Raw genomic sequence first — 25,831 nt, 5'->3', positions numbered from 1 at the left:
GGCCCTTCGGGGCCCCGGCTGCTAGCGGAGGGCCTTCATGGCGTCCCAGATGCGCGCGTAGTAGCCGTTGGCCACGCGCACCCGGGTGAGCACCCCGAGGGAGATCTCCCGGAGCAGGCCCGGGGAGCGGTCCACGAGCGGTACGAAGACCCCCTCGAACCACTCGGCGCCGTGGTCGGCGTCCACGTGGACGTGGATCCGCTGGTAGTCGATGACGTCCTCGGGGACGCCGAGCCGGCGGCAGCCGTCGACCATCGCCTGGAAGCGCGGCGAGGCACTCTGCTCCAGGACGCCCATCGCGCCGAGCGCGCGGGGGTTGAGGTGGCGGTGGATGCCGTACTGCAGCAGCAGCGAGGCGTTCTCGTACGCCTCGGGGAACTGCAGGTTGGAGTAGTCCACGCCCGACTTGGCGAGGTGGGTGCGCATGTACTGGGCGGAGTGCTCGAACATCCGGGTGTGGATGTGCTCGATGTTCCCCTCGCCCATCTCGTCCCAGTAGTTCTCGGCGATGGTGAGCTTGGTGGGGCCCTGGGTGCCGATCTGCACCATGGCCATCAGGTCGTCGAACTTGCTGTCGACCAGCTCCTCGCCCATGAAGAAGAGGGCGATCTCGTTGAGGTCGGCGTCCTCCGCGAGGTAGGCGCAGAACTCCGGCTGGGTGTGCTGGTCCGCGGTGGTCAGGAACCAGCTGCGGAACTCCGTGCCCGTCTTCGGCAGCGCGTCGAGGTCCACCTGGCCGTCCTCCCACGACAGCCAGGCGTCCTCGATGGCGGTGATGCCCGGGTCGCCGTTGAGCCGCGGGATCGAGGAGAAGTCCTCGGGCCCGGCCATGTAGGCGACGTAGTGGGCGTGGAGCCGTTTGAAGAGCTTCAGCCGCACTTCGCGGTCATGTGGCCCGGACTCCGGAAATGCCTTCTGCAGGTCGTTCGCAAGGTCCTGGTCAAAGGAATTCTCGGAACCCTTTACGGAGGAAATGAGAGGGGCAGCAAGGGCAGTCGCCATTGGTACCGTTCCCTTCTTGTGAGTCTCGTCCTACTGAGACTCTGCCGTGCCGGGGGCACGGCCGAGAAGGCCCCTCAAGGTTCAGATAACCGCACTGCCGGAATACGCAGGACGGCTCCCGGCGGATTCTCCGGAAGGCTCTCCGGAGGATTCCGCGGTCACCTCGCCTCCTTTCCCGACGGGTTTCTCCTTGGCCACGACGAAGACCCCGGCGACCACCAGGACCATGCCGACCAGGTGGTAGGCGCGAAGCTGCTCGCCGAGCAGCAGGACGGACAGCACGGCGCCGCTGACCGGGGTGAGGGCCGTGAAGGCCGCCACCACCGTGGTGTCCATGCTGTCGAGGCTGTCGTACATGAGCACGACCGCGATCCCGTTGATGGCGATCCCGGTGTAGGCCATCAGCGCCCAGGTCTGCCAGCCGACCCCGGCCAGGTCCGCCCCCCAGTGCGATTCGACGCCCGCCGGGACGAGGAACATCAGCGCGCCGGCCACCGACAGGATCAGCGACAGGCGGGCGGGCGCGATGGGCGTCGTCAGGAGCTTGCCGAAGGTGACGAAGACGGCCTCGCAGAGCACCGAGCAGACCAGCAGCAGCACGCCGAGCGCCGCGTGCGCGCCGGCCGTGCGGCCGCCGCCGCTCATCACGTTGATGCTGACGGCCCCGAGCACGGCCAGGGCGATCCCCAGCCCGCGCCGCCCGGTCAGCCGCTCCCCCAGGAAGACGATGGCGACCAGGCTGATCGAGATGGGCACCATGCCGAGGAGCACGCCGGCCTCGATGGCCCCGGTCATCTTGACGCCGTACATGGCGAACACGCTGAACAGGAACACCCCGAGCAGCGTCTGCGCGAAGAGCACCAGGCTGTCGCGGCGCCCCGGCCGGGCGGGCCGCGCACCCCCGCCGCGCTCCGGCGGCCGCAGGCGGACGTACACGGCGAGCACCAGGACCGCGGCGATCAGGCGCACGAAGGTGGCGGTGAAGACCGGCACCTCGCGCAGGATCAGTTTGCTCGCGACGAGGTACGAGCCGAGGAGGACCGTCGCGACCGTCATCTTGACGTGGACGGCGCGCATCACGCCCGCCCGGCGCCCGCGCCGGCCGCCTCGGCGGCGGGGACCGGCTCCGCGTCCCCGGCGTGGGCCAGGGCGTACTCCACGATGGCCTCGGTGTGCACGTGGACCGTGTCGATCACCGGAGCGTCGAAGTCCTCCGGGCGGACCACGAGCGGCACCTCGGTGCAGGCCAGGACGAGCGCCTGCGCGCCCTGCGCGAGGGCGTCGTTCGAGATCCGCAGGAAGCGGTCGCGGGTGGCCTGGGAGATGGTGCCGGTGCACAGCTCGCGCTCGATGGAGTACTGCATGAAGGCGCGGTCGTCCGCCTCCGGGACGACCACCTCGATGCCGCGGGCGGTGAACTCGTCGCGGTAGAAGGACTCCTCCATCGAAAAGGCGGAGCCCAGCAGGGCGACCTTGGTGAAGCCGCGGCGCTCGGTCTCCGCCGCGGTCACCTTGCAGATGTTGATGAGCGGGAGGTCGGTCTGCGCGGTGACCAGGTCGGCGTACTCGTGGACGGTGTTGCAGCAGATCGCGAAGAAGTCGGCGCCGCCCGCCCCCAGGCGGCGCGCGGCGCCCGCGATCTGACCGGCCACCGAGTCGCCGTCCCGGGCCGCTATCGCTTCCACCATCGGCTGGAAGTCCAGGCTTTCCAGGGCGATGCGCGGAGAGTGCGCGAGACCGAGCCGACGGTTGATCTCACGGTTGATGCGGTAGTAGTAGGTGATCGTCGACGGGAAACTGAGGCCCCCGACCAGACCGATTTTCAGTACCCGGGGAGCCGTTCCCGTTCCTGTTCCTGTTTCCGCGCCCGTGCCTGTTCCCGAGCCTTCGTCCGTTGCGTTCATCAGTGCCCTCCGTAATCCGGAAAATTCCAGAGATACCTACCGACTGTGCAGTGCACGGACGGAGCTCGGAAGGCCTGCCATGGTTCGGCTTTACGCAGTGCGGTTATCGACGTGATGAACGGTCCCGGCAGTCCGGGCATGATTACCCGACGCGGAACACCTGTCCGGTCTGGTGGCCCTCGATGGACTTCACGTAGGCGGCCGCGGCCCGGCTCACCGGTACGGCGTCGAATCCGGCGAAGATGTCCCCGTAGACGTCCATGGACTCCTCGAAGACCGTCGGGCTGACCGCGTTGATCCGCTGGCGGCCCGGGAGTTCGATGGCCGCCGCGCGGACGAAGGCCTCGACGGCGCCGTTGGCGAGGGAGGAGACCGCGCCGGTGAGCAGGAACTCGCGGGCCAGGATGCCGGTGATCAGGGTGTACGAGCCGTGCTCGGGCAGCCGCTCCAGGCCCTGGAGGACCAGCTCGATCTGGCTGACGGCCTTGCCTTCGAGGCCGGCGCGGATGTCCTGGGTGGTCAGCTCGCCGACGGGCTTCCAGGGGACGCTGCCCGCCGCGCTCGCCACCGCGTCGACCGGGCCCACCTGGTCGTACAGGGCGCGGATCGAGGCGGGGTCGGTGATGTCGACGGAGAAGTCCGCGTCCTTGCGGGAGGCGGTGATGACCTCGTGCCCGCGCTCCCGCAGAGCCGTGTGGACCGCTCGTCCGAGGGTTCCGTTCGCGCCGATCAGCAGAATCTTCAGAGTCGTCATGGACCGAGGATGGCGCGAGGAAGACCGTGAAGTCCAGCTACTCAGGCTTCAACCATCATTAAGATGAACTCATGCTTGATGTGAAGCGCATGGTGATCCTTCGTGACCTGGCACAACACGGGAAGGTGACCGCGGTCGCCGATCTGCACGGCGTCACCCCGTCCGCCGTTTCGCAGCAATTGCGCGCCCTGGAGAGCGAAGCGGGAGCTTCCCTGATGCGGCGCGAGGGGCGCGGGCTGCGGCTCACCGCGGCAGGGGCGGCCCTCGCGGCCGAGTGCGAGCACGTACTGGCCGCGCTGGAGCGGGCCGAGGGGGCGGTCCGGGCGCTCGACGACGACCTCAGCGGGGAGCTGAGCATCGGCTGCGCCCCGAGCGCGCTCGGCCCGGTGGCGGCCCCGCTCGTCGCGGAGCTGGCGCGCCGTCACCCGCTGCTGCGGCCCCGGATCGTCCAGGCCGAACCGGAGGACGCCGTGCCGCGGCTGCGCCGGCGCGAGCTGGACCTGGCGGTCACCTACCACTACCACCTGCTCGGCGCGCCCCCCGCGATCGGCACCACCTCGGTGCCCCTCTTCGACGACCCGCTGTGCCTCGCGTTCCCGGAGGCCCTGCGGCCGGCCGTGGCGCGGGACGGGGTGGCGGCGCTGCGCGACCGGGCGTGGATCTCCGCGCCGCCGCCCAGCAGCTGCCGCGAGATGCTCCTGCACGCCTGCCGCAACGCCGGTTTCACCCCGCGGATCGAGCACGACTGCGGGGACCTGCGCGGGGCGCTGGGACTGGTGGCCACCGGGCACGCGGTGACGATCCTGCCGCGGCTGCTGTGCGACAGCCCGCCGCCCGGCACCGCGCTCCTCACGCTGCCGGGGCGCGGCCGGACCGTCGAGGCGCTGGTCCGTACGGGCGCCAGGGCGCAGCCCGCCATCGCCGCGACCCTGGCCACCCTGACGGCGCTCGGGGCACCGGTGACCGGCGCCGCGCCCGTCAGCGGACGGTGAACCGCACGGCGTCCGTCAGGAACGGGATCTCCAGCCACGGCTTCGGTTCGGTCACCAGGGCGAGCAGGATGATCGCGACGCCGAGGAGGCCGTAGGTGACCATGTCCGTGAAGCGGGAGCGCACCGCGAGCATGCCCACGGACGGCAGCACCCGCCGCAGCACCGCGGCGGCGACCAGCGCCACCCCGATGAACAGGCAGCCGACCCGGGACTGCCCGAACGCGGTGACGAGCAGCCCGGTGGCGGTGGCGCCGAGCACGCTGAGCATGGGCCACTGACGGGCCGGCGCGGGCGCGCCCCCGGGCGCCGCCCGGCCGCCGCCCTCGGGGCGGGCGGTGTCGAGCGTGACCCGCGGCGGCCGCCGCGACGGCCGCGCCCCGGCGGGGTCCTGCCCCGCGGCGGCCGGGGGCTCCGCCGCCGCGGCGAAGGCCCCGGCCCCCGGCTGGTCGGGCGTGCTCACGCGGTCCCCGCCGCCGGAACCAGCCGCTCCGCCGCCTCCACCACATTCACCAGCAGTTGCGCCCGTGTCATCGGGCCGACACCGCCCGGGTTCGGGGACAGCCAGCCGGCCACCTCCGCGACCCCCGGGTGCACGTCGCCGACGATCTTCCCCTGCGCGTCCCGGCTGACACCGACGTCCAGGACGGCCGCTCCCGGCTTCACGTCCTCGGGCTTGACCAGGTGCGGCACGCCCGCCGCCGCCACGATGATGTCCGCGCTGCGCAGCAGGGCGGGCAGATCGCGCGTACCGGTGTGGCACAGGGTGACGGTCGCGTTCTCCGACTTGCGGGTCAGCAGCAGCCCGATGGACCGGCCGACGGTGATGCCGCGGCCGAGCACCACCACGTGCGCGCCGTTGATCTCCACGCCGTGGTGGCGGAGCAGTTCCACGATCCCGTACGGGGTGCACGGCAGCGGGCCCGGCTCGTTCAGCACCAGCCGCCCGAGCGACATCGGGTGCAGCCCGTCCGCGTCCTTGGCCGGGTCCATCAGTTCGAGGACGCGGTTGGTGTCGATGCCCTTGGGGAGCGGCAGTTGGACGATGTACCCGGTGCACGCCGGGTCGGCGTTCAGTTCGCGGACGACCGCCTCGATGTCCTCCTGGGAGGCCGTCGCGGGCAGTTCGCGCTGGATCGAGGCGATGCCGACCTCGGCGCAGTCCTTGTGCTTGCCGTTGACGTACCAGCGGCTTCCGGGATCGTCGCCGACCAGCAGGGTGCCCAGGCCGGGGGTGATGCCCCGGGCCGTGAGGGCCGCCACGCGGGCCGTCAGTTCGGACTTGATCGCGGACGCGGTGGCCTTGCCATCGAGAATCTGGGCGGTCATGGACCCATCTTCCCGGATGGAGTGCCCCCGGTTCCAGTCACGGCCGGTCAGGCGGCTCAACCGGGCGCCGGGTTCATTGCACTTGCACAACGAGTCCGGGGACGCGCGGGAACCAACTGGACAAGTCGCGGCCGGTCCGACGACGATGCAGGACAAAGAGTGCCGCGGGCAGTGCCGGGGGGCGTACCGCAAGTCGCAGAGTTCCTCCGTGCGTGCCGTGCGTCCCTGCACTTCCACGGAGGAACACCTCAAGATGAGCTTCGGCGACCCGAACAACCCGTACGGACAGCAGCCCCAGGCACCGCAGGGCCAGCCCGGTTACGGCTACCCGCAACAGGCCCCCCAGGGCATCCCCCCGCAGGGCCAGCCGGGCTACGGCTACCCCCAGCAGGGTGCCCCCGCCGGTTACCCGGGCAGCTACCCGGGCGCGCCCGTCGAGATGCCGGGCGGCGTCAAGGGCGCCCGCGTCATGCTGTACATCCTGGGCGGGCTCCAGGCCATCGGCGCGGTGGTCGTCATGATCGCCTCCGCCTGGGTCGCGGACATGATCTCGGGCGCCGACACCTCGTCCACCTCGGGGCTGAGCACCGCCGACACCGACAAGGCCGCCGCCTTCGGCGCGGGCGCCATGATCGCCATGGGCGTGCTCATCCTGGGCTTCGCGCTGTGGGCCATCCTCACCGCCGCCAAGCTGGGCAAGGGCGGCAGCGGCGTCCGGATCTCGGCGATCATCTACGCCTCGGTCATCACGCTGTTCAGCCTCATCAGCCTGCTGACCGCGAACATCTTCGCGCTCGTCAGCCTGGTGCTCGGCATCCTCATCATCGTCTTCCTCGCGAAGAGCGATGCGAGCCAGTACTTCAACCGCCCGCGGTACTGAGGCGCGTCGCACCACGGCAGACGGCGAAGGCCGCGCCCCGCACTCGCTGCGGGGCGCGGCCTTTGCCGTTCTCACCAGTACCGCTGGACGGGATCAGTGGAAGAAGTGGCGCGTCCCGGTGAAGTACATCGTGACGCCCGCCTTCCGCGCCGCCTCGACGACCTGCTCGTCACGGACCGAACCGCCCGGCTGCACCACGGCCTTGACGCCCGCGGCGGTCAGGATCTCCAGCCCGTCCGGGAACGGGAAGAACGCGTCCGAGGCGGCGTACGAGCCCTGCGCGCGCTCGGCGCCCGCCCGCTCGACGGCGAGCTTCGCCGAGTCGACCCGGTTGACCTGACCCATGCCGACGCCGACCGAGGCGCTGTCCTTGGCCAGCAGGATGGCGTTCGACTTGACGGCGCGGCAGGCCTTCCAGGCGAAGGCCAGCTCGGCGAGGGCGTCCGGCGACAGGGCCTCGCCGGTGGCGAGCGTCCAGTTCGCCGGGTCGTCGCCCTCGGCCTGGAAGAGGTCGGAGTGCTGGAGCAGCGCGCCGCCGCTGATCGGCTTGAGGTCGCCCGGCTGGTGCGGGTCGCCGTCCACCTTCAGGACGCGGATGTTCTTCTTCTTGGCGAGGACCTCCAGCGCGCCGTCCTCGTAGGCCGGGGCGGCGATCACCTCGGTGAAGATCTCCGCGACCTGCTCGGCGAGCGCGACGGTCACCGGGCGGTTGACGGCGATGACGCCGCCGAAGGCCGAGAGGGGGTCGCAGGCGTGCGCCTTGCGGTGCGCCTCGGCGACGTCCGCGCCGATCGCGATGCCGCAGGGGTTGGCGTGCTTGATGATCGCGACGCAGGGCTCGTCGTGGTCGTAGGCGGCCCGGCGGGCGGCCTCGGTGTCGACGTAGTTGTTGAAGGACATCTCCTTGCCGTGCAGCTGCTCGGCGTTGGCGAGCCCGCCCGGCTGTCCGTCCGTGTACAGCGCGGCGGCCTGGTGCGGGTTCTCGCCGTAGCGCAGGCTCGCCTTGCGGTCCCAGGCGCCGGCCAGGAACTCGGGCAGCACGGCGCCCTCTTGCGGCGCGTACGCGTTCGTGAACCAGGAGGCCACGGCGACGTCGTAGGCCGCGGTGTGCTGGAAGGCCTCGGCCGCCAGCCGCTTGCGCGCGGTCAGGTCGAAACCGCCGCCCTTGGCCGCGTCCAGGACGTCGGCGTAGCGCTCGGGGCTGGTCACCACGGCCACCGACGGGTGGTTCTTGGCGGCGGCGCGGACCATCGAGGGGCCGCCGATGTCGATCTGCTCGACGCACTCGTCCGGGCTCGCGCCCGAGGCGACGGTCTCGCGGAAGGGGTACAGGTTGACGATCACCAGGTCGAAGGGCTCGACCTCCAGCTCGGCGAGCTGGCGGCGGTGGTCCTCCAGGCGCAGGTCGGCGAGGATGCCCGCGTGCACGCGGGGGTGCAGGGTCTTGACCCGGCCGTCCAGGCACTCGGGGAAGCCGGTCAGCTCCTCCACCTTGGTGACGGGCACCCCGGCGGCGGCGATCTTCGAGGCGGTGGAGCCGGTGGAGACGAGCGTGACGCCCGCCTCGTGCAGGCCGCGGGCCAGCTCTTCCAGTCCCGTCTTGTCGTAGACGCTCACGAGCGCGCGCCGGATCGGCCGCTGGGTCGTCACGGGGTCGTTGCTCTCTGCGGTCTCTACGGCGGTCACTGGATCGTTACCTTTCGTCCCTCAATGCGGTAGCCGTGCCGGGCCAGGCGCCCCACGACATCGACGAGCAGCGTGCGCTCGACTTCCTTGATGCGCTCGTGCAGAGCGGCTTCGTCGTCCTCGTCCCGGATCTCGACCACACCCTGGGCGATGATCGGACCGGTGTCCACGCCGGAGTCCACGAAGTGGACCGTGCAGCCGGTGACCTTCGCGCCGTACGCGAGGGCGTCCCGCACGCCGTGCGCGCCGGGGAAGGCGGGCAGCAGGGCGGGGTGGGTGTTGATGAACCGGCCGCCGAAGCGGTCGATGAACCGCTCGCCCACGATCTTCATGAACCCGGCGGAGACCACCAGGTCCGGTGCGAAGGCCGCGGTGGCCTCGGTGAGCGCCGCGTCCCACTCCGCGCGGTCGGCGTACTGCTTGACGGGACACACGAAGGTGGGGATGCCGGCCTTTTCGGCCCGCTCCAGCCCCACGATGTTCTCTCGGTCGGCTCCCACGGCGACGACTTCGGCGCCGAGGTCGACGGCATCGAGCAGGGCCTGGAGATTGGTGCCGGAGCCGGAAACCAGCACGACCAGGCGGGAGGCGGCCATGGGAGGCCCTTTCTTGCGGAATGCGGGTTTCGTCTTTGTACGGTCGTACGAAACTCGGGTACCCCGACATACGGGGGACCATACGAAGCCACCGACCGCCTGCAACGATACCGGCACACCGGACGGCCCCCGAGGGACGGGGGGACGACCGGCAGGTAGCGTCAGGCATACACGTCGTTCACGACCTTTCGCCCGCGCCCCGCCCACCACGAACACACCGCACGCGCACCGCACTCCACGCCGCACATCACGACACAGGGGAAGAAACGCACCCGATGCCGGACCGCCGTCAGCCCTCCTCTCCCACTCCCCCGTCCGCACCCGACCGCGACCCGCGGCAGGACAACCCCTACGCGGCACCCCCGGAGGGGCGGCCCGACCAGCTCTGGGAGCCGAGGAGCGGCGCGGACGGGCACGAGCGCCGGAACCGGGACCGGGACGGCGGTGACGGACCGGGCGGCCCCGCGGGCGGACCGGCCCGCTGGGACCCCACCGACCCGGTCCAGCGCCGCGCCCGGTACGCGCTGCTCGCCGGCATGTGGGGCTTCTTCCTCGGCGTCTTCGGGATCCCGTCGGCGGGCCTGCTGCTGGGTGCGCTCGCGCTGTACTGGGGCGTGAGCGCCCTGCGCGGCAAGCGTCCCGCCCCCCGCGAGGAGCCGTCCGCTCCGGGCGCCGCGCCGGCCCCCGCCACCCCCGCTCCGGCCGAAAGCGGCCTGGCGGCCCTCGGCCCGGCGGCCCGCCCGCAGCGCGCGGCCGCGGTCAGCGGCCTGGTGACGGCGTCCCTGGCCCTGATCCTGGCCCTGGGCACCTACGGCCTGCAGATCGCGTACAAGGATTTCTACATCTGCCGCGACGACGCCCTCACCCGCACCGCGGAACTCCAGTGCAACACCCAGCTGCCGGACAACTTCCTGGGCGACGTCCTGAAGGTCCCGGAGTAGGACCGCCAGACACCCCCTGGCGGCCCCCCGGGCCCGGCTACTCTGCCGCTTCCGGCGGCACCCGCCTGGTCATGACCCGCGCCCCCACCACCCCGGGCGACAGGCCCGCGGCCCCGAGGGAGCCGGTGTCCTCCTCCCCCGGCAGGGCGGCGCCCGGAGCGGGGGCGGGCGCTTGCGCAGAGCCCCCGGTCACCGGCGTCACCGGCGTCACCGGCGTCACCGGCGTCACCGGCAGCGGTACCACCGGACGGGTTCCCGCTCCGGGAAGCAGGTCGGCCGCGCCCGGGACCGCCCCGGACGACGGGAGCGGCCCACCGCGCAGCGGCACCACCCGCACCCCGGCCAGCGTGCCGCCGGGCAGCGGAGCCGCGCCGCGGCCCCCCTGCCCCGGGCCCGGCCCCGGCAGCGGCTTCGGGCTTGCCCCCGGCCCCGGGGGCGGGGCCCAGGGGGACGGGAAGTCCGGGACCAGGGTGCCCGCGGCCTTGCGGAGGGTGGCCCACCGGAGCTCCCGGACCCCGCTGTCGTGCCAGTTCCCCGCGTCCTTGCGCGCCGCCCGGGTCCCCCGCACCGGCCGCTCCCGCCACCCGTGCACCACCAGCGCCACCGGCACCGCCAGCCCCACGGACCACCCCGCCGCCGCGGCCCCGGTCGCCCACCACACCGGACCGAAGTCGGCCAGTTCCCGGGAGCCCAGCGGCCCTCCGGCCAGCGCCGCGAGCGCGCCCAGCAGGAGCCCGCACACCAGCCCGCCCAGCGCCGCGGTCAGCGCCGTCTCCGCGTAGGAGACCTCCCGCGCCCGCCGCACCGCGAACCACCCGACGACCAGCCCGGCCACCAGCGGCACCCCGCCGACCGCCCAGGTCAGCGGCGACCCGGACCCCTCCGCCGGGAGCGCCGCCAGCAGCGGGAACCCCGGCATCGCGGGCGATCCCGCGAAGCCGAGCGGGGTTGCGGTCGCCCCGGTGCCCACGGCGAAACCCGGTCCGAGCGCGTACGCCGCGCCCCACACCGCCGCGTTCGGCACCAGCGCCAACGCCACCAGGAGCACCGCGAACCGGCCCGACCACACCCCGGTCAGCGACAGGAACGACGCCTGCGCCTCGCCCCCGTGCCACACGAGCGAGGCCGCGAGCAGCAGCGCGCCCCCGCCGACGAGTACGAGCGCCCCCGCGCTCCCGGCGCGCAGCGCCAGCGCGTACCGGGGGCGTGCGAGGGCTCTCCGTACGCCCCTCGGCACCCAGGACGGCCAGTGCGCTCCCGGCCGGCCGCGCGCGGCCCAGACCCCGGCAGCGGCCGAGACCACCGCGACCAGCGGCACGTGCCAGGCCGCGCTGAGCGGATCGGCCGGCACCGGCCCCCGGGCGGCGTACACGGTCGCGCCCGCCCCGACGGCCAGGTAGCCGCAGAGCACCGCGGCGAAGACGGTCCCGGCCGACAGCACCTCACCGCCGGACCTGCCTCCCGGCCCCGGCGCCGCGCCACCGGCGCCACCGCCGTCGTCGGTCGCGAGCCGGGCTGCCCGCCGCATGAGGAGGATGGGCAGGCCCAGCAGCAGCAGGGGGGTGATGCCCACCGGGGCGGGCACTCCGGAGAGGGTGTCGTACCGGATCAGCTCGGTCCCGTGCGCGAGCAGCCACAGCCCGGCCGCCACGTGCAGGGCCCCGCCGGGGCCGCTGTCGGGATACGGCGAGCTGATCCACAGCACGATGACGAGGACGGCGACGCAGCCGAGTCCCAGTCCGGCGGCGACGGCCCCGCCCAGCACACACGCGGCGGCCGCCGATGGGCGCCGTCCGCCGGCTCGCGGCGCCGTCGGCAAGGACGTCCCGCGCTCGGTCACTTGGGTCACCCCGCCATGGTGCCAACGACACGCGCTATGGGCGGGTAACACGCGATTGCCCGTGGTGTCGCTCAATATACGTTTATGTACTTTATCGCCCAGGACTGCCAGGTCGCGGGGAGTGTGGCATGACACAAAGCATCGAGACGACCTCGAAGCTGGGCCTTCCCTCCCCGAAGGAGCGCCGCAGACTGCGCGAGGCGGCGGGGCTGACCCAGGACGACGTCGCCGCGGCCATCGGCGTGACCCCGTCCACGGTCCGCTCCTGGGAAACCGGCCGGACGGCACCCCGGGGCCGCAAGCGCGAGGCCTACCTGAAGCTGCTGACCGCCGCGGCCGGCGGCGGTACGCGGGCCGTCCCCGAGCCGCCACCGCCCCCACCCGAGCCGGCGCCCGAGCCACCGCCCGCACCCGCGCCCGCGGATCCCCCGGCGACCGGCGCCGCGGGCGACCCGGTGCACAACGCCCCCGCCGACGGCGCCGCCCGGTTGCCCGCGAAGCCACCGCCCCCCGAGGCGGCGACGGCGGTGACGGCCGCGGCAGCCGACCCCGCTCCCCCGGGCCCGTCCGCCCCGCAGCCCCCGCCCGAACCGGCTCCCGAGCCCGCACCCGACCCGGCGGACGCGGCCGACCCAGGACCGGCGGCCGAGGCCGAACCCGACCCCGGGCCGCCGCCCGCGCCCGTGCCCCTCGGCCCCGTCGAGGCCTTCGACGCGCTCTACGCCTACGCCGCGCCCGCCCTCGTCCGGCAGACGTACCTCCTCACCGGACGCCGCGGCCTCGCCCGGATCTCCGTCGAGCGGGCCTTCCACCAGGCCTGGCGGTGCTGGCCCGAGGTCGCCACCGACCCCGACCCGGTCGGGTGGGTGCGCGCGGCGGCGTACGAGTACGCGCTCAGCCCCTGGCACCGGCTCAGCCGGGCCCACAAGCACCCCGACAAGCCCCCGGCCGAGCCCGCCGACCGCATCCTCATGGACGCCATGCTCGCGCTGCCCCCGGCACACCGGCGCACCGTGCTGCTCTACGACGGCATCGGCCTCGACCTCCCGGACACCGCCGCCGAGACCGAGGCCACGACGCCGACCGCGGGAAAGCGGCTGGTCAACGCCCATGCCGAGCTGGCGAACCGGCTGCCCGAGCTGGTCGACGTACCGCCGGAGAAGCAGTCGGCGCTGCTGCGCGAGCGGCTCGGCTCGCTCACGCCCGCCGTGTCGCTCGAACCGCGCCCGGCGGCCGACGTCCGGCGCACCTGCGAGCACCGCAACCGGTTCTGGACCCGCGCGGTGGTCGGGCTGACGGCGGCGATCACGGCGGCGACCGCCTACACGGTCGTCACGGCGCCCACGAAGTACGAGCCGCTGCCCGCGCCCGGCGCCGTCGTCGCCGGGGTGCCCGCGCCGCACAACGGTCCGCCCCGGCTCAGCGACGAGAGTCGGCAGCTGCACGAGAAGCTGCGCTCGGAACCGGCCGCCGGACCTCACCGGCTGCACCCGAGGGGCGAATAGCACGAACGGGCGTGGCCCGCACCCACCAGGGGTGCGGGCCACGCCCGTACACGTACGCCGGACGTACGGCAGTACGTCGCTGCTCAGCGGCGCCGGAGGATCAGGCGCCCGCGGCGTTCAGGATCTCGCGCGCCAGCTTCGCCGTCTCGGTCGGCGTCTTGCCGACCTTGACGCCGGCGGCCTCGAGGGCCTCCTTCTTGGCCTGCGCGGTGCCGGAGGAGCCGGAGACGATGGCGCCGGCGTGGCCCATGGTCTTGCCCTCGGGCGCGGTGAAGCCCGCGACGTAGCCGACGACCGGCTTGGTGACGTGCTTGGCGATGTAGTCCGCCGCACGCTCCTCGGCGTCGCCGCCGATCTCACCGATCATGACGATCAGGTCGGTGTCGGGGTCCGCCTCGAACGCCTCCAGGGCGTCGATGTGCGTGGTGCCGATGACCGGGTCGCCACCGATGCCGACGGCGGACGAGAAGCCGATGTCGCGCAGCTCGTACATCATCTGGTAGGTCAGCGTGCCGGACTTGGACACGAGACCGATCCGGCCGGGCTTGGTGATGTCGCCCGGGATGATGCCGGCGTTGGACTGGCCCGGCGTGATGAGACCGGGGCAGTTCGGGCCGATGATGCGCGTCTTGTTGCCCTTGGCGGACGCGTACGACCAGAAGGCGGCGGAGTCGTGCACCGCGATGCCCTCGGTGATGACGACGGCCAGCGGGATCTCGGCGTCGATGGCCTCGACGACGGCGGCCTTGGCGAAGGCCGGCGGGACGAAGAGGACGGAGACGTTGGCGCCCGTCTTCTCCATCGCCTCGGCGACGGAACCGAAGACCGGGATCTCGGTGCCGTCGAAGTCGACGCTGGTACCCGCCTTGCGCGGGTTCACGCCGCCGACGATGTTGGTGCCGTCAGCCAGCATCAGCTTGGTGTGCTTCATGCCCGTGGCACCGGTCATGCCCTGGACGATGACCTTGCTGTCCTTGTTGAGGAAGATAGCCATGTGAGTCTGTGACCTCTGCCCTTACTTCGCAGCCGCGAGCTCGGCGGCCTTGTCGGCCGCGCCGTCCATGGTGTCCACGCGCTGGACCAGCGGGTGGTTGGCGTCCGAGAGGATCTTGCGACCCAGCTCGGCGTTGTTGCCGTCGAGGCGGACGACGAGCGGCTTGGTGACCGCCTCGCCCTTGCTCTCCAGCAGCGCCAGGGCCTGGACGATGCCGTTGGCGACCTCGTCACACGCGGTGATGCCACCGAAGACGTTGACGAAGACGGACTTGACGTCCGGGTCGCCGAGGATGATCTCGAGACCGTTCGCCATCACCTCGGCGGACGCGCCGCCGCCGATGTCGAGGAAGTTGGCCGGCTTGACGTTGCCGTGGTTCTCACCGGCGTACGCGACCACGTCGAGGGTGCTCATGACGAGACCCGCGCCGTTGCCGATGATGCCGACCTCGCCGTCGAGCTTGACGTAGTTGAGGTTCTTGGCCTTGGCGGCCGCCTCGAGCGGGTTCGCGGCGGCGTGGTCCACGAACTCCTCGTGGCCCGGCTGGCGGAACTCGGCGTTCTCGTCGAGCGAGACCTTGCCGTCGAGCGCGATGACGCGGCCGTCGGCCACCTTCGCGAGCGGGTTGACCTCGACGAGGAGCGCGTCCTCGGCGATGAAGGTCGCCCACAGGGTCACCAGGATCTCGGCGACCTGCTCGGCGACGGCCTCCGGGAACTTCGCCTGGGCGACGATCTCGCGGGCCTTCTCGATGGTCACGCCCTCGTTGGCGTTGACCGGGACCTTCGCGAGGGCCTCGGGGGTCTTCTCCGCGACCTCCTCGATGTCCATGCCGCCCTGCACCGAGGCCATGGCCAGGAAGGTGCGGTTGGTCCGGTCGAGGAGGTACGAGACGTAGTACTCCTCGGCGATCTCGGGAGCCGTCTCGGCGATCATCACCTTGTGGACCGTGTGGCCCTTGATGTCCATGCCGAGGATGTCCGTCGCCCGGGCGACGGCCTCGTCCGGGGTCGCGGCGAGCTTGACGCCACCCGCCTTGCCACGGCCGCCGACCTTGACCTGCGCCTTGACGACGGACTTGCCGCCCATGCGCTCGGTCGCCTCGCGGGCTGCCTCAGGCGTGTCGATCACTTCACCGGCCAGCACCGGTACACCGTGCTTGGCGAAGAGGTCCCTCGCCTGGTACTCGAACAGGTCCACGCGCGTCCGTCCCTTGTCTTCAAAGATTCGCAGTGATTCGCGGTTTTCTGCTATCTGCGTGGGCGTGCCGCGAAGGGCAACGTGACGGCGCTGTCACAAGGGGAGCGCACACGGTGACCGTGGACGCGGCATGTCCGTCTCGCAGGTTATCCCCGTGGGACGTGGGTCCCTAAATCACAGATCACACCTGAGCGGTGATACCTGTCACAGATCGCCTCACGCGTGAACTGCAGATTCGTGCGATCCGCCCCTGTCCAGCGGCTGGGGACGTGGTCCAGGGGCGGTGGGCCGGCCGGGTGCAGGACGGTCGGCGGGCGGCCCGGCGCGCCGCCTCAGGAGGGGATCGGCAGCGGTCTGCGCTCGATCGCGGCCGCCATCACCTCCGGAAAGAGGTCGGGCGTGCAGGCGAAGGCGGGGACGCCCAGGGCGGCGAGGGCCGCCGCGTGGTCGCGGTCGTAGGCGGGGGCGCCCTCGTCGGAGAGCGCGAGGAGGGCGACGAAGCCCACCCCGGCCGCCTTCATCGACGCCACGCGGCGCAGCATCTCGTCGCGGATGCCGCCCTCGTAGAGATCACTGATGAGGACGACGACGGTGTCCGCCGGGCGGGTGATCTTCGACTGGCAGTAGGCGAGGGCGCGGTTGATGTCGGTACCGCCGCCGAGCTGGGTGCCGAAGAGGACGTCCACCGGGTCGTCCAGCTGGTCGGTCAGGTCCACGACGGCGGTGTCGAAGACGACGAGGCGGGTGGCGATCGCCCGCATGGAGGCAAGGACGGCGCCGAAGACGGAGGCGTAGACGACGGAGGCGGCCATCGAACCGGACTGGTCGATGCAGAGGATCACCTCCTTCTTCACGGATCGGGCCGCCCGGCCGTAGCCGATCAGCCGTTCGGGGACGACCGTGCGGTGTTCGGGGAGGTAGTTCTTGAGGTTCGCGCGGATCGTGCGGTCCCAGTCGATGTCCCGGTGGCGGGGCCGGCTGATCCGGGCGGAGCGGTCCAGCGCGCCGGTGAGGGCGGACCGGGTGCGGCCGGAGAGTTTGCGCTCCAGCTGCTCGACGACCTTGCGGACCACCGTCCGGGCGGTCTCGCGGGTGGTGTCGGGCATCGCCTTGTTGAGGGAGAGCAGGGTGCCGACGAGGTGCACGTCCGGCTCGACGGCCTCCAGCATCTCCGGTTCCAGCAGCAGGGCGGACAGCCCGAGCCGCTCGATGGCGTCGCGCTGCATGACCTGGACGACGGAGGCGGGGAAGTACGTACGGATGTCGCCGAGCCAGCGGGCGACCGCCGGGGCGGACGCCCCGAGTCCGGCGGACCGCTCCCCCGCGCGGCCGGGCGGCTTGCGACCGCCGGCGCTTCCGGAGCCGTAGAGCGCGCCGAGGGCCGCGTCCATCGCCGCGTCCCCTCCGGTCAGCGCGTGTCCGGTGCCGTCCGCCTCGCCGCCGCCGAGCACCAGCCGCCAGCGCCGGAGCCGCTCGCCCGCCGGGGGCTGCGCGTCGGCCGGGCCGGGAGCCTGCGACGCGCTGGCGTCCGGGGCGGCCGCGCCTGCCGTGTCCGTGCTCGTGTTCATCGGGCCGCCTCCACCAGGTCGTCGTCTGCGCCGCGGGGTCCCGCCAGCAGCATCCGGACGAGCGCCACCACCGCGTCCGCCCGCTCCGGGTCCAGCTCCGGGCCGAAGCCCTCGGGCGCCGCACCGGCCGCGGCGGGGGTCCCGCCCGCGGCGGGCCCGCGCCGCACCAGCTCGCCCAGGGTCCGCTTCACTCCCGGCTCGTACGCGCCGAACGTGCGCCGCAGCAGCGGCAGTACGTCGACGAACGCGCGCTCCGGCACGCCGCTCAGCCAGGAGTCGATCAGGCCGAGCAGCCGTTCGTCGTGGACCAGCAGCGTGCCGCCGCCGGAGGCACCGCCCGCGAAGCCCTCGATCCAGCCCGCCGCGTCGGCGGGCGCGGCGGCGGGGGAGAGCGCGAGCCCCATCAGCCGGGCGGTCTCCTCCGCCGCGAGGGCGCCGTCGTCGAGCAGCAGCCGGACCGCCCGGCCCCGGATCAGCCCGGGCACGGTGTCCCGGCCGGCCAGCGTCCGCAGGACCGCGGCCCAGCGCCCCCGCAGCCCCCCGTCGGTGCCGTCGTCACCGTCACCGTCATCAGCCCCGTCGGTGGTGTCGGCGTCGTCGCGGCCGAGCAGCCCGATGGCCGCGTGGACCGCGTCCACGTGGCCGCGCAGTTCGGCCGCGGCGTCCGCGTCGAGCCCGGTCGCGCAGGCGGGCGGCAGCGCGACGCAGATCCGCTCGGCGAGCCCGGCCGCCACCCGGCCCAGCGCGGCCGTGTCCGTACCGCGCACGTCGCCGTAGCGCAGGGAGCGGGCCAGGGCGGGCAGGGCCCGGGCGAGCCGGGCCACGTCGGTGTCCAGCGCCGCCCGGTCGGCCAGCGCCCGCAGGACGGCGGGCAGCGCCCGGGACAGCCCGGCCAGCAGGCACTGTTCGGCCAGGGCGGTGACCTCGCCCAGCTCCGCGGCGGCCGCCGCGTCGGCCTCGGCCTTGGCGGTGGCCGCCGCGAGCACGGTGGTGCCCCAGATCCCGGCCTCGGCGATCCGCACCGACAGCTCCGGTTCCCAGCGCAGCCGCCAGCTCTCGCGGAAGGTGCCGGTGCTGCCGCGCGAGGCGGTCGGCGTACCCCACCCGATGCCCAGCAGCCGCAGCCGGTGCAGCAGCAGGCTCTTGGCGCTGTCGGTGTCTTTCCGCAGGTCCAGCTCCAGCTCCCGGTCCTGGGCTTCCGCCTTGAGGCGCAGGGAGCGCTGGAGCCGGGTCAGGTCGCGCTGGAGGGGCACGACGGGCGCCGCGTCGGGCACTTCGCCCAGGACGTCGCCCACGACCAGCCGGTCCTGGATGAGCGCGAGGGGTACGTCGGAGCCCTCGCACATCACCGCCCGGGCCGCTTCGAGGGTTTCGCCGAGGCCGGGCAGCGGGCGGCCGCGCATCGCGGCCAGGGTCTGCGCGAGCCGGACCGCCTCGATGACGTGCGCCGAGGAGACCTGCCGGTCCTCCGCGCGGAGCAGTCCGGCGACCTTGGTCAGCCAGCGCTCCACGGGCCGGTCGGGGGCCGCGAAGAGGTGGGCGTACCAGCCGGGGGAGGCGATGCCCGCGCCGTACCCGCCGGAGCGGGCCAGCCTGCGGTGCGTCCAGGGCACCCAGGTGGTTTCCACCTTGACCTTGGGCAGGCCGGTGAGCAGCGCCTTGTCGGCGGCCGCCGTGGTCTTCGCGCGGAGGGCGGGCACGTGCCAGGCGCCGCAGACCACCGCGTGGTCGTCCCCGAACTCGCGGCGGGCGGCCCGTATCCGCTGGCGCATGTACGCCTCGCGGACCGGGTCGCGGGGGTGGCCGCCGTCGCCGTAGACCTCGCGCAGGGCTGTCATCGCCTCGCCGAGCGCCTCGAAGGCGGCCAGCGGCGCGGTCCGGCCGCCGCTCCCCCGGTGCTCGACGACGTCCTCCCACCAGCGCTCGGGGTCCTCGTACCCGGCGGTCTCCGCGAGTACGGCGAGGGGGTCGAGGCGGACCGCGGCGGCCGGGCCGTCCTCCTCCTCGGCTTCCGCGTCCGCGCCGTCCTGCGCCCCGCCCGGCGGGCGGTCCGGGGCGGCGGGGGCGAGCGAATGGGCGGCCGGGAGGTCGATGAAGCGGACCGGGACCTGCCGGCTCTGCGCCCAGCGGATGGCGACCCACTCCGGGGAGAAGTCGGCCAGCGGCCAGAACGCGGCCCGGCCCGGATCGTCGGCGACGTGCGCCAGCAGGGCCACCGGCGGGCGCATCCCGGGGTCGGCGGCCAGCGGCAGCAGCGCGTCCCCTTCGGGCGGCCCCTCGATCAGCACGGCCTTCGGCTGCGCGGCGTCCAGCGCGGCCAGGACCGCCCGGGCCGAGCCGGGCCCGTGGTGGCGCACGCCCAGCAGCAGCGGCCCCGCGGCGCGCGGGCTCACGCCGTCACCTCCCGGCACGCCCGGTAGAAGTCCTTCCAGCCGTCGCGCTCGCGGACCACGGCCTCCAGGTACTCCTGCCAGACCACGGTGTCCGCGGCCGGATCCCGGACGACCGCGCCGAGGATGCCGGCGGCCACGTCGGAGGGGCGCAGGACGCCGTCGCCGAAGTGGGCCGCCAGCGCGAGGCCGTTGGTGACGACAGATATCGCCTCGGCGGTGGACAGGGTGCCGCTCGGCGACTTCACCTTGGTGCGGCCGTCGTCGGTGACGCCGCCGCGCAACTCGCGGAAGACGGTGACGACGCGGCGGATCTCGTCCAGGCCCTCGGGCGCGGACGGCAGGTCCAGGGCGCGGCCCATCTGGTCGACGCGGCGGGCGACGATGTCGACTTCGGCGTCGGCGGTCGCGGGCAGCGGCAGGACGACGGTGTTGAAGCGGCGGCGCAGCGCGCTGGAGAGTTCGTTGACCCCGCGGTCGCGGTCGTTGGCCGTGGCGATGAGGTTGAAGCCGCGGACGGCCTGCGCCTCCTGGCCCAGCTCGGGTATGGGCAGGGTCTTCTCGGAGAGCACGGTGATCAGGGTGTCCTGGACGTCCGCGGGGATCCGGGTCAGCTCCTCGACGCGGGCGGTCAGCCCCTCGGTCATGGCCCGCATGACGGGGCTGGGGACGAGGGCTTCGCGGCTGGGGCCGTGGGCGAGCAGGCGGGCGTAGTTCCAGCCGTAGCGCATGGCCTCTTCCGGGGTGCCCGCCGTGCCCTGGACGAGCAGGGTGGAGTCTCCGCTGACGGCGGCGGCCAGGTGTTCGGACACCCAGGTCTTGGCGGTGCCGGGGACGCCGAGCAGGAGGAGGGCGCGGTCGGTGGCCAGGGTGGTGACGGCGACTTCGACGATGCGGCGCGGGCCGACGTACTTGGGCGTGATGACGGTGCCGTCGGGGAGTTCCCCGCCGAGCAGGTAGGTGGCGACGGCCCAGGGCGAGAGGTTCCAGCGGACCGGGCGGGGCCGGTCGTCGGCGGCCGCGAGGGCTTTCAGTTCGTGCGCGAAGGCGTCTTCGGCGTGCGGGCGCAGCACCTCGGCACCGGCGCTGTTCTCGGGCATGGTCATGGTCCCCCTCCAATGCTCGGCAGCCGCTTCCGGCTGCTGTGACCACGGTGCACCACGGCACTGACAACGCGCCTTGTACGCAGCATCGTTGCAGGTCAGGGCGATTGTCAGTGGGGGTCCCTACGGTGGGACACATGACTGAGCAGGGGGTCCGCTGGACAGCGGAACAGGTACTGGCTCTGGCTCCTGACGTGGCGTCACGCAAGGCGGGGGCCAAGCTGGGGGGAACGGGTCCGTGGTCGCAGACCGGAGGTTCCGCTTCCGGTGCGGTGTGGGGGTGGTGCAAGGGCAGTGGCAAGGCGCCGTACCGGACGGTCGTGGACCTGACGGGCCCGGCGTACACCTGCTCCTGCCCGAGCCGGAAGTTCCCGTGCAAGCACGCGCTCGGGCTGCTGCTGCTCTGGGCGGCGGAGGGTTTCGGGGCGCCGGCCGAGGCTCCGGAATGGGCCTCGGCGTGGCTGGCGGCGCGGGCCGCGCGGGCCGTCGGGTCCGCCGCTTCGGGGGCGGCCAAGACCCCGGCGGACCCGGCGGCGGCCCGGCGCCGGGCCGAGCGCAGAGCGGCCCGGATCGGAGCGGGGGTGGGCGAGCTGGAGCGGCGGCTGGCCGATCTGCTGCGCGGCGGACTGGCCGGTCAGGAGCACGCCGGATATTCCCTGTGGGAGGAGACGGCGGCCCGTATGGTCGATGCACAGGCACCCGGACTCGCCGCCCGGGTCAGGAAGTTGGGCACCATACCGGCCTCCGGTCCGGGCTGGCCCGGCCGGATGCTGGAGGAGTGCGCGCTGCTCCATCTGCTGGACCGGGCCTGGCTCGGGGTGGGGGAACTGCCGGGGCCCCTGGCCGCGACGGTCCGGGCCAGGGTCGGCGTGGCGGGCACCGCGGAGGGGGACGCGGTGCGCGACCGGTGGCTGGTCCTGGCCCAGTACGACACCGTCTCGCCGGACGGCCGTCTCACCACGCGCCGGATCTGGCTGCGCGGGGCGGTGAGCGGACGGTCCGCCCTGGTTCTGGACTTCGGTCCGCCCGGGCGGCCGCCGGGGCTCGCGCTGCCGGTGGGTCTGGCGCTGGAGGCGGAAGCCCGCTTCCGGCCCGGATCGGCGGGGCTGCGGGCGGATCTCGGGGAACGGTTCGCCGCGCCCGTTCCCTGGCCCGCGGTACCGGCCGGGATATCGACCGGGGCCGCGCTCGACGCCTATGGAACGGCGCTGCGCGAGGACCCGTGGCTGGACGCCTGGCCGGTGGTACTCGGCCCGGTGGTCCCGATACCCGGCGAGCGGGGCTGGCAGCTGGCGGACGTGGAGGGGACGTCCGCCCTGCCGGTGACCGTGGCGGCGGGGCGGTCCCGGTCAGGGCTGTGGCAGCTCGCGGCCCTGTCCGGGGGCGGCCCGGTGACGGTGTTCGGCGAATGCGGACACCGCGGGTTCACCCCGCTGACCGCCTGGGCGGAGGGCTCGTCCGAGCCCGTCGCCCTGAACTGAACGACGCACGGCCGAGCACGGGGGCCGCGCGGCAGGACCGGCGGCGCGGGGGCGCCGCCGGGCACGAACGAGCAAGCCGGGGGGCTTCTGTGAACGACAACCACGCCAGCTAGCAACGCACGAGGGCCGTACTGAGACTGCGCCGGTCCCGCGGAGGGGGCGGGACCGGCGCGCACGGCACGGAAGCACGACGACGAGGAACACGCGGGAGGGGTGGGGCACATGAACGGGGACGCACAGGGGCCCGGGCTCGGGGCCGGAGCCCGGGTCGGAAACGAGGCGGGGGCCGGGAGCGGGGCCGGGCCGGGTTCCGGGACCACGGCTGGGAGCGGGCCGGGCTCCGGGACCGGGGCCGCGGGCGAAGCCAAGCACGGGGACTGGGAGGAGTTGGTCGGGGCGGCGCTGCTCGGTACCGAGCGGCGGCGCGGCCGGGGGGTGACCGGTTCGCCGGAAGCCCTGCTGGACGCGGCGGCCGTCGCCGCCGTCCGCCGCCGGGCGGGGCTCCGCCCGGCGCAAGCGGGCCCGCGGCCGGAGCCGGTGGCGCCGGATCCGCGGCCCGCCCCGCCGGATGCGGCCGGGCGGCGGCTCGCGCAGCTCCTGGCGGGCCGCGTCGCCGGGGGCGGCCGGCGCGGGGCGGCGCCGGACCTCACGGAGCTGCTGCCCCAGTGGCTGGCCGCCGCCGTGCGGCACGGCTACCGGGCGCCCGCCGCCCTGGTGCCCGCGCTGCTGGACGCCGCCCGGGCGCGTACGGATCTGCGGCCGCAGGCCCTCGCCCTCGCCGGGGGGCGGGGGCGCTGGCTGGCGCGGCTCAATCCGGAGTGGCGGTTCGCGCTGCGCAGCGGGGCCGGGGGCGGCGAACTGCCCGCTCCCGACGACCGGCCCGCGGTGGAACGGCTGTGGCAGGAAGGCCTGTTCGCGGAACGGGTGGCGCTGCTGGGCGCGGTCCGGGCGCACGACCCGGCGGCCGCGCCGCTGCTGCTGTCGACCACCTGGACCACCGAGCGGGCCGAGGACCGGCTGATGTTCCTCGATTCGCTGCGCTCGGGCCTCTCGGAGGAGGACGAGCCCTTCCTCGAACGGGCCTTGGGCGACCGGAGCCGCAATGTGCGGGCGACGGCGGCCGAACTGCTCTCCGCGCTGCCCGGTTCGGCGCTGGCGGCCCGGATGGCGAAGCGGGCGCTGGCCTGCGTGGGCCCCGAGGGGGTCGTGCCGCCGGTGGAGTGCGACGCCGGGATGCAGCGGGACGGCGTGGTCGAACGGCCGCCGGCCGGGCGCGGGGAGCGGGCCTGGTGGCTGGGCCAGCTGGTGGAGGCGGCTCCGCTGTCGTGCTGGCGGGAGCGGTTCGGCGGCCTGGACCCGGCCGGGATCCTGGCGCTGCCGGTGGCCGAGGGCTGGGCCGAGGAACTGCACGCGGCCTGGTGCCGGGCGGCGGTCCGCCAGCGGGACCCGCTCTGGTCGAAGGCCCTGCTCGGCTCGGCGTCCGCGCCGCCCGCCGCGGGCCCGGCCACGGCCTCGCTGGCCGAGCGGGCGAAGCTGCTGGAGACCCTGCCCGAGGGGGAACGGGCCGCGTGGGTCGCGGAGTTCGTCCGGGCGCACGGACTGTCGGAGGCCTTCCAGCTCCTCGGGGTGTGCGTGGTGCCGTGGGCCGCCGAACTGGGCGGCGCGGTGGTGGACGCGCTGGACTCGGCGCGGAACGCGGGAAGTTACCCGTGGAGTTTCAGCGGGGTGATGGGCCTGGCGGAGCGCTGCCTGGACCCCGCGGCGGCGGACCGGCTGGAGTCGTTGCTGGCGGTGGCCCTGGCCGCGGAGATATCCGTGGAGACGGGGGAGGCGGCCGCGGGCGCTGCGCGGCCCGGGCAGGCCGGGCACGCTTCGGCGCTCGCGGAGGTGACCCCGGGGGCCGAGGCGTACTGGGCCGAGGCCTTCCAGCGGCTGGTGTCCACCCTGCGCCTGCGCGCGGCGATGCTGGCGGAACTGGCCCCCGCCCCGGCGGCCTGACCCGCGGCGGTGCGGGGGGCCGGCCGCGGGGACCGGAGCTCAGGGCTGCTGTCGGCCCAGGACTGCCGTCGGGCAGGACTGCCGTCGGATCAGGACTGGCGGACGTTCGCGCGGACCCACTCCACGATGGCGGTGGTCGTGGCGCCCGGGGTGAAGATCTCGGCCACGCCCTTCTCCTTGAGCGGGCCGATGTCGTCGTCCGGGATGATCCCGCCGCCGAACACCTGGATGTCCTCCGCCTCGCGCTCCCGCAGGAGTTCCAGGACGCGCGCGAAAAGCGTGTTGTGGGCGCCGGAGAGGATCGAGAGGCCGATCGCGTCGGCGTCCTCCTGGATGGCGGTGTCCACGATCTGCTCCGGGGTCTGGTGGAGGCCGGTGTAGATGACCTCCATGCCCGCGTCCCGCAGGGCTCGCGCGATCACCTTGGCGCCACGGTCGTGGCCGTCAAGACCCGGCTTGGCCACCACCACACGGATCGGACCGGTCACACCCATCGCACTGCCTCCCGAGTGAACGAACGTTAAGTACAGCATCGCGCACCCCGCCGTTTCGCGGTCCACCGGGAGGGGGAAATCACACGTGGGAGAACATTGATTCCACTCGGGACGCCCGCACCGTCGGTCGCCGGGGAAGCCGCTTCCCGCCGCCCCGCCACCGTGCCGTCAGCCGCACGGCACGGCGGCGGGGCCACGGGCGGCCACGCAGCGCCCACGCCGAGCTGCGCCCGAGCGCCGACGGCCACACCCGGAAGCCGCCAGGGGGAGGCCGTCCATGGGGCTGCCATTCGTCTTCACGTCCATACCCGCGACCGGCGCCGCACTGCGCGCCGCCGCGCTCGAAATGGTGGTCCTCGCCGGACACCTGCTCCTCTACCCGACCGGGATCCTCCCGGAACGGCCGGCGGCGCGGACCGGCCGCGGATCCTGCGCCGCCGCCCCGCCGGGCACGGGGGCCCGGCCGCCGGCGCTGCTGCTGCACGGCTTCACGGACAACCGCGCCGTCTTCGTGCTGCTGCGCCGCGCCCTCGCCCGGGGCGGCCACCGACGGGTGGAGACGTACGACTACTCGCCCTTCACCCGGGATGTGCGCGCCGCGGCCCGGCTGCTCGCCGACCGCGTCGACGACCTGTGCGCGCGCACCGGGGCACAGCGGGTGGACCTGGTCGGGCACAGCCTCGGCGGCCTCATCGCCCGGTACTACGTCCAGCGCCTCGGCGGCGACACGCGGGTCCGTACGCTCGTCACTCTCGGTACTCCCCACGCGGGCACCCGGGTGGCCCCCGGCGCGGGCGCCCACCCCGTGATCCGCCAGATCCGGCCCGGGTCCGCGGTGATGACCGAGCTGGCCTCGCCCGCGCCGGGCTGCCGGACCCGGTTCGTCGCGTTCTGGAGCGAGTTCGACCAGCTGATGGTTCCGGTGGAGACGGCCCGGCTCGACCATCCTGACCTGCGGGTGGAGAACGTCCAGGTCACCGGCATCGGACACCTCGCGCTGCCCAAGCACCCGGCGGTCATCGCCGCCGTCCACCGGGCCCTCGACGGCCCGGCCCTCGTCGCTCCGGCCGCTCCGGGAACCGCCTCCGTCGCCTGAACGCGAGCCGCTCGACAGTCGAACGCATTTCGAACCCAGGGCCAAGGCTGTGTCTTCGCGCGACCGAAAGACGGCCGAATG

At 73.9% G+C, this 25,831-nt stretch carries 22 protein-coding genes; 7 read left to right on the top strand and 15 right to left on the bottom strand.

What is annotated here, in order from left to right; all coding sequences use genetic code 11:
* Nucleotides 1–21 precede the first annotated feature (21 nt).
* The 4 genes from ABZY31_RS02455 to ABZY31_RS02440 all read right to left on the bottom strand — a co-directional run bounded on the left by ABZY31_RS02455 (nt 22) and on the right by ABZY31_RS02440 (nt 3,651).
* The gene (locus ABZY31_RS02455; RefSeq protein WP_356403961.1) at nt 22–879 is read right to left on the bottom strand and encodes an iron-containing redox enzyme family protein; all 858 of its coding nucleotides are present in this window, start codon (nt 877–879) and stop codon (nt 22–24) included.
* Nucleotides 880–1,083: 204 nt separating this feature from the next.
* Nucleotides 1,084–2,079 (bottom strand): DMT family transporter, encoded by a 996-nt coding sequence (locus ABZY31_RS02450; RefSeq protein ID WP_356403958.1) that lies wholly within the window; start codon nt 2,077–2,079, stop codon nt 1,084–1,086.
* The gene (locus ABZY31_RS02445; RefSeq protein WP_356403955.1) at nt 2,079–2,906 is read right to left on the bottom strand and encodes an amino acid racemase; all 828 of its coding nucleotides are present in this window, start codon (nt 2,904–2,906) and stop codon (nt 2,079–2,081) included. Before ABZY31_RS02445 ends, ABZY31_RS02450 begins: the two co-directional genes overlap by 1 nt.
* A 142-nt stretch (nt 2,907–3,048) precedes the next feature.
* A complete protein-coding gene (locus ABZY31_RS02440; RefSeq protein WP_356404397.1) occupies nt 3,049–3,651 on the bottom strand; it encodes a short chain dehydrogenase in 603 nt (200 codons plus the stop codon).
* A gap of 80 nt (nt 3,652–3,731) precedes the next feature.
* On the opposite strand from ABZY31_RS02440, the gene ABZY31_RS02435 reads away from it, so the two are divergent.
* The gene (locus ABZY31_RS02435; protein ID WP_356403952.1) at nt 3,732–4,652 is read left to right on the top strand and encodes a LysR family transcriptional regulator; all 921 of its coding nucleotides are present in this window, start codon (nt 3,732–3,734) and stop codon (nt 4,650–4,652) included.
* On the opposite strand, the gene ABZY31_RS02430 is transcribed toward ABZY31_RS02435, so the two are convergent.
* A complete protein-coding gene (locus tag ABZY31_RS02430; RefSeq protein ID WP_356403949.1) occupies nt 4,639–5,112 on the bottom strand; it encodes a DUF3017 domain-containing protein in 474 nt (157 codons plus the stop codon). The two genes, ABZY31_RS02435 and ABZY31_RS02430, sit on opposite strands and share 14 nt — an antisense overlap.
* Complete coding sequence (locus ABZY31_RS02425) at nt 5,109–5,978, bottom strand: bifunctional methylenetetrahydrofolate dehydrogenase/methenyltetrahydrofolate cyclohydrolase (RefSeq protein WP_356403947.1); 870 nt, start codon at nt 5,976–5,978, stop codon at nt 5,109–5,111. Before ABZY31_RS02425 ends, ABZY31_RS02430 begins: the two co-directional genes overlap by 4 nt.
* Nucleotides 5,979–6,231: 253 nt before the next feature.
* Between ABZY31_RS02425 and ABZY31_RS02420 the strand changes: the two genes are divergently transcribed.
* Nucleotides 6,232–6,858 carry a hypothetical protein gene (locus tag ABZY31_RS02420; RefSeq protein ID WP_356403944.1) on the top strand — a complete coding sequence of 209 codons (627 nt, stop codon included), beginning with the start codon at nt 6,232–6,234 and terminating at the stop codon, nt 6,856–6,858.
* Between the two features lie 93 nt (nt 6,859–6,951).
* On the opposite strand, the gene purH is transcribed toward ABZY31_RS02420, so the two are convergent.
* Nucleotides 6,952–8,544 carry a bifunctional phosphoribosylaminoimidazolecarboxamide formyltransferase/IMP cyclohydrolase gene (gene purH, locus ABZY31_RS02415; RefSeq protein ID WP_356403941.1) on the bottom strand — a complete coding sequence of 531 codons (1,593 nt, stop codon included), beginning with the start codon at nt 8,542–8,544 and terminating at the stop codon, nt 6,952–6,954.
* The gene (gene purN / locus ABZY31_RS02410) at nt 8,541–9,140 is read right to left on the bottom strand and encodes a phosphoribosylglycinamide formyltransferase (protein ID WP_356403938.1); all 600 of its coding nucleotides are present in this window, start codon (nt 9,138–9,140) and stop codon (nt 8,541–8,543) included. Before purN ends, purH begins: the two co-directional genes overlap by 4 nt.
* A 275-nt stretch (nt 9,141–9,415) precedes the next feature.
* Between purN and ABZY31_RS02405 the strand changes: the two genes are divergently transcribed.
* Nucleotides 9,416–10,081, top strand: coding sequence for a hypothetical protein (locus tag ABZY31_RS02405; RefSeq protein ID WP_356403935.1), 666 nt, complete (start codon nt 9,416–9,418; stop codon nt 10,079–10,081).
* 37 nt (nt 10,082–10,118) lie between these two features.
* Here ABZY31_RS02405 and ABZY31_RS02400 read toward each other — a convergent pair whose 3' ends face one another.
* Complete coding sequence (locus ABZY31_RS02400; RefSeq protein WP_356403932.1) at nt 10,119–11,930, bottom strand: DUF6350 family protein; 1,812 nt, start codon at nt 11,928–11,930, stop codon at nt 10,119–10,121.
* A gap of 119 nt (nt 11,931–12,049) precedes the next feature.
* On the opposite strand from ABZY31_RS02400, the gene ABZY31_RS02395 reads away from it, so the two are divergent.
* A complete protein-coding gene (locus ABZY31_RS02395; RefSeq protein ID WP_356403929.1) occupies nt 12,050–13,426 on the top strand; it encodes a helix-turn-helix domain-containing protein in 1,377 nt (458 codons plus the stop codon).
* A gap of 100 nt (nt 13,427–13,526) precedes the next feature.
* Here ABZY31_RS02395 and sucD read toward each other — a convergent pair whose 3' ends face one another.
* From sucD to ABZY31_RS02370, 5 genes are all read right to left on the bottom strand, one after another.
* Nucleotides 13,527–14,420 (bottom strand): succinate--CoA ligase subunit alpha, encoded by an 894-nt coding sequence (gene sucD / locus ABZY31_RS02390; protein ID WP_356403926.1) that lies wholly within the window; start codon nt 14,418–14,420, stop codon nt 13,527–13,529.
* A gap of 21 nt (nt 14,421–14,441) precedes the next feature.
* The gene (gene sucC, locus ABZY31_RS02385; protein ID WP_351046697.1) at nt 14,442–15,620 is read right to left on the bottom strand and encodes an ADP-forming succinate--CoA ligase subunit beta; all 1,179 of its coding nucleotides are present in this window, start codon (nt 15,618–15,620) and stop codon (nt 14,442–14,444) included.
* Nucleotides 15,621–15,952: 332 nt separating this feature from the next.
* A complete protein-coding gene (locus ABZY31_RS02380) occupies nt 15,953–17,188 on the bottom strand; it encodes a VWA domain-containing protein (RefSeq protein WP_356403923.1) in 1,236 nt (411 codons plus the stop codon).
* Entirely contained in the window at nt 17,185–19,581 is a 2,397-nt protein-coding gene (locus ABZY31_RS02375; RefSeq protein WP_356403920.1) for a DUF5682 family protein, read from the bottom strand. The genes ABZY31_RS02380 and ABZY31_RS02375 overlap by 4 nt, the downstream gene beginning before the upstream one ends.
* The gene (locus tag ABZY31_RS02370; RefSeq protein ID WP_356403917.1) at nt 19,578–20,684 is read right to left on the bottom strand and encodes an AAA family ATPase; all 1,107 of its coding nucleotides are present in this window, start codon (nt 20,682–20,684) and stop codon (nt 19,578–19,580) included. Before ABZY31_RS02370 ends, ABZY31_RS02375 begins: the two co-directional genes overlap by 4 nt.
* A gap of 134 nt (nt 20,685–20,818) precedes the next feature.
* On the opposite strand from ABZY31_RS02370, the gene ABZY31_RS02365 reads away from it, so the two are divergent.
* The gene (locus ABZY31_RS02365; protein ID WP_356403914.1) at nt 20,819–22,162 is read left to right on the top strand and encodes an SWIM zinc finger family protein; all 1,344 of its coding nucleotides are present in this window, start codon (nt 20,819–20,821) and stop codon (nt 22,160–22,162) included.
* Nucleotides 22,163–22,384: 222 nt separating this feature from the next.
* Nucleotides 22,385–24,160 carry a DUF5691 domain-containing protein gene (locus ABZY31_RS02360; protein ID WP_356403911.1) on the top strand — a complete coding sequence of 592 codons (1,776 nt, stop codon included), beginning with the start codon at nt 22,385–22,387 and terminating at the stop codon, nt 24,158–24,160.
* An 89-nt stretch (nt 24,161–24,249) separates the two neighbouring features.
* On the opposite strand, the gene ABZY31_RS02355 is transcribed toward ABZY31_RS02360, so the two are convergent.
* Nucleotides 24,250–24,654 (bottom strand): cobalamin B12-binding domain-containing protein, encoded by a 405-nt coding sequence (locus ABZY31_RS02355; protein WP_356403908.1) that lies wholly within the window; start codon nt 24,652–24,654, stop codon nt 24,250–24,252.
* 277 nt (nt 24,655–24,931) lie between these two features.
* Here ABZY31_RS02355 and ABZY31_RS02350 point away from each other — a divergent pair, with 277 nt between their 5' ends.
* Nucleotides 24,932–25,750, top strand: coding sequence for an alpha/beta fold hydrolase (locus ABZY31_RS02350; RefSeq protein WP_356403905.1), 819 nt, complete (start codon nt 24,932–24,934; stop codon nt 25,748–25,750).
* Nucleotides 25,751–25,831 lie beyond the last annotated feature (81 nt).

The sequence above is a fragment of the Streptomyces sp. NPDC006529 genome, from assembly GCF_040611795.1.
In the GTDB taxonomy this organism is placed as follows: Bacteria; Actinomycetota; Actinomycetes; order Streptomycetales; family Streptomycetaceae; genus Streptomyces.
This window is presented reverse-complemented; position numbering and strand designations above follow the sequence as displayed.